Source organism: Streptomyces sp. NPDC054956, assembly GCF_053609185.1.
The window spans coordinates 1-3,464 of sequence record NZ_JBSGXB010000502.1 but is presented as its reverse complement, the minus strand read 5'-3'; the positions used below and the strand labels follow the sequence as shown (position 1 = coordinate 3,464).

Sequence of the window (3,464 nt, the reverse complement as noted above, 5' to 3'; positions counted from 1 at the left end):
GACGACGAGTGGACCCTGCTGATCCACTACACCGGGAAGCGGCCGGGCGTCCGGCTCGACGGGGAGGAGCTGTTCCCCGTACGGCAGGGCGTGGCCGAGTACTTCGCCGGCGGACTCCTCGGTACGGCGCCCGACGGGCTCACCGTGCGCCGCCGCACCCTCGCGCTCAAGGCGGGGGAGCACCGGCTCTCCCTCACCGCCGAGGGCGGACCGAAGGGGCAGCGGCTGCGGCTGCGGCACACCACGAAGGCGACCCGCGCCGCCGACCTCGCCGAGGCCGTGAAGGCCGCCAAGGAGGCCCACAGCGTGGTGCTGTTCGCCTACGAGGACGCCACCGAGGGCAGCGACCGCACCTCCCTGGGCCTCCCGGGCGGGCAGGCCGCGCTGATCGAGGCGGTCGCCGCGGTCAATCCGCGCACCACGGTGGTGCTCAACACCTCCTCCAGCACGACGATGCCGTGGCTGCCCCGCACCGGAGCGGTCCTCCAGATGTACTACCCGGGCCAGGAGGGGGCGGGAGCCACCGCCGACGTGCTCTTCGGCGACGCGGACCCGGGCGGCCGCCTCACCCAGACCTTCCCGGCCGACGAACGCGCGACCCCGGTCGGCGCGGACCCGGTCCGCTACCCGGGCGTGGGCGGGCGCCAGGAGTACTCCGAGGGCGTCCACGTGGGCCACCGCTGGTACGACGCGCAGCGGGTGGCACCGCTGTTCCCCTTCGGGCACGGGCTCTCGTACACGACCTGGGAGTACGAGAAGCTCGCGGTCCGGCCGGGCGGCGCGGGGCGGCCCGGCGGGCTGCGCGTGGAGTTCACCGTCCGCAACACCGGGCGCCGCGAGGGCACCGAGGTGGCCCAGGTCTACGTGGGCCCGTCCCCGGACCTGAAACTGGAACAGCCGGTGCGGGCGCTGGCCGGCTACCGGCGCCTGACCCTCGCGCCCGGCGAGGCGCGGCGGGTCGTCCTGGACATCGACGCCCGCACGCTGTCGTCCTGGGACCCGGAGCGGCACGCCTGGGTGGTGGGAACCGGCCGTCGCGAAGTGTTCGCGGGCCGTTCCTCGCGCGAACTGCCGCTGCGGGCAAAGGCTGTGGTGGCGACCGGATAGGCTGCCCGTTCGGCCTGTCACAGGGGGCGGGCCGGGCGAAGAACTCTGGAGGACGTACCGGTGCACATCCAGGAATGGCTGGAGACGATTCCGGCGGTCAGCATCTACCTCCTGGTGGGGCTCGTCATCGGACTGGAGAGCCTCGGAATCCCGCTGCCGGGGGAGATCGTCCTGGTCAGCTCGGCGCTGCTGGCCTCGCAGCAGGGACACATCGACCCCGTGGTGCTGGGCATCTGCGCGACGACCGGCGCGATCGTGGGCGACTCGATCGGCTACGCGATCGGGCGCAAGGGCGGCAAGCCGCTGCTGGAGCGGCTCGGGCGGCGCTTCCCCAAGCACTTCGGGCCGGACCAGGTGGCCGTCGCGGAACGCTCCTTCGAGAAGTGGGGCATGTGGGCCGTCTTCTTCGGGCGGTTCGTGGCGCTGCTGAGGATCTTCGCCGGGCCGCTGGCCGGCGTGCTGCACATGCCCTACTGGCGGTTCCTCATCGCCAACGTCCTCGGCGGAATCCTGTGGGCGGGCGGCACGACGGCGGTGATCTACTCGATCGGCATCGTCGCCGAGCCGTGGCTGAAGGGCTTCTCGTGGGTGGCCCTCGCGCTGGCGCTGCTCTTCGGGCTCGGGGTCACGGTGGTCGTGCGCGGACGGATGAAGAAGGCGTCCGAGGCGGCGCGCGCCGAGGCGGCCGCGGATGCGGTTCCGGAGCAGGGCTCGGCCCCCGCGGCCCAGTCCGTCGTGCGCGACTGAGAGGCGCTTCCCCTGCGGGGCCCGTTCTCCCGCCGGCGGACGCGGTTCCCCGCCCCCCAGGGGGCGGGGAGGACGGGTCACGCGTCCGGGGTCACCGAAGCGCGGTGCTGCTTGGCCAGCTCGGTGTACATGAGGGCGTTGACCTTGATGCCCTCGCGCTCCTCGTCGGTCAGCTCGCGCCGCACCTTCGCCGGGACGCCGGCGACCAGGGAGCCGGGCGGTACCACCATGCCCTGCGGGACCAGCGCCTGGGCGGCCACCAGCGAGCCGGCGCCGATCACCGCGCCGTTCAGGACGGTCGCGCCCATGCCGATCAGGCAGTCGTCCTCGACCGTGCAGCCGTGCACGACGGCGTTGTGGCCGATGGAGACGCGCTCGCCGATGGAGACCGGGAAGCCGGGGTCCACGTGCACGGTGCAGTTGTCCTGCACGTTGCTGTCGGCGCCGAGCGTGATCGGACCGCAGTCCGCGCGGAGCACCGCCGAGTACCAGATGCTCGCGCCCGCGCCGAGGCGCACGTCCCCGACCACGACGGAAGTGGGAGCGGTGAACGCCGTGGGGTCGATCTCGGGGTTCTTCCCGCCGACACCCGCCACGAGTGCCTGGGCCGCCTGCTGCGTCATGTGTTCTCTTCCTCCGTCGTACGTCGCGTCGCGCTACGGGCACCGTAGGGCACGTGGTCCGCGCCTCCGGGGATGGGGTGAAGATCACGGCGCGGTCCGGGCGCCCGGCGCGCTACGGTGACCGGGTGGCGAAGAACCAGAACACGTTCTCATCTCTGACGGCCCTGCGCCGCCGGCTGGCGTCCGGCGCCGTCCACGCGGGCTGGCGCTGGATGCAGCGGGCCGGCGCGGTGACCGCGCAGACCCCGGGAGGGCTGCGCTTCGGCGCGATCGGGCACGCCACCCGGCTCGCCTTCCCGCAGGGCACGGTCTTCGGCGAACCGTGGATCCGGCTCGGCGACCACTGCATCATCGGCGAACAGGTCACGCTCACCGCCGGGATGATGCCGGACCTCGACCTCGGTGCCGAGCCGATGCTCGTGCTCGGCAACGGCGTGGTCATCGGGCGGGACAGCCACGTCATAGCCGACGCCCGGATCACGATCGGCGACGACACCTTCTGCGGTCCCGGGGTGTACATCACCTCCACCAACCACAGTTACGACGATCCGCACGAGCCCGTCGGCAAGCAGTGGCCGCGCAGTGCGCCGGTGGAGATCGGCCCGGGCTGCTGGCTGGGCACGGGTGCGGTGATCCTGCCCGGGGCACGGCTGGGCCGCAACGTCGTGGTGGCCGCGGGGGCCGTCGTACGGGGCGAGGTGCCGGACCATGCCGTGGTGGCGGGGGCGCCGGCGCGGATCGTGCGCCGCTGGGAGCCCGAGACGGGCTGGCAGCCGCCCCTGCGCACACCGGCGCCGGTACCGATACCCGACGGGGTGACACCGGAGCAGCTGCGCGCGCTGGCGGATCTGGCGGAGGCGGAGCAGCCCGACAGGGCCTAGCCCGTCTCTTTCGGATCTTGCCTGACCCGCGCCGCCCGGCACCGCACCTCGCCGCGTTGTCGAGGCACCCGAGGACGTCCAGTAATCGGGAGCCTCTCCGCCTTGC

At 73.3% G+C, this 3,464-nt stretch carries 4 protein-coding genes; 3 read left to right on the top strand and 1 reads right to left on the bottom strand.

Annotated features, from left to right (window positions below; all coding sequences use genetic code 11):
• Together ACWGDE_RS37390 and ACWGDE_RS37385 are read left to right on the top strand one after the other, a co-directional pair.
• A partial coding sequence (locus ACWGDE_RS37390; protein ID WP_453393537.1) for a glycoside hydrolase family 3 C-terminal domain-containing protein occupies positions 1-1,107 on the top strand: 1,107 nt, incomplete at its 5' end.
• 60 nt (positions 1,108-1,167) lie between these two features.
• Positions 1,168-1,854 carry a DedA family protein gene (locus ACWGDE_RS37385; RefSeq protein ID WP_453393536.1) on the top strand — a complete coding sequence of 229 codons (687 nt, stop codon included), beginning with the start codon at positions 1,168-1,170 and terminating at the stop codon, positions 1,852-1,854.
• A gap of 77 nt (positions 1,855-1,931) precedes the next feature.
• On the opposite strand, the gene ACWGDE_RS37380 is transcribed toward ACWGDE_RS37385, so the two are convergent.
• On the bottom strand, positions 1,932-2,477 hold the full coding sequence (locus ACWGDE_RS37380) for a gamma carbonic anhydrase family protein (RefSeq protein ID WP_453393535.1): 546 nt from the start codon (positions 2,475-2,477) through the stop codon (positions 1,932-1,934).
• A 125-nt stretch (positions 2,478-2,602) separates the two neighbouring features.
• On the opposite strand from ACWGDE_RS37380, the gene ACWGDE_RS37375 reads away from it, so the two are divergent.
• The gene (locus ACWGDE_RS37375) at positions 2,603-3,358 is read left to right on the top strand and encodes an acyltransferase (RefSeq protein ID WP_453393534.1); all 756 of its coding nucleotides are present in this window, start codon (positions 2,603-2,605) and stop codon (positions 3,356-3,358) included.
• Positions 3,359-3,464: the final 106 nt, after the last annotated feature.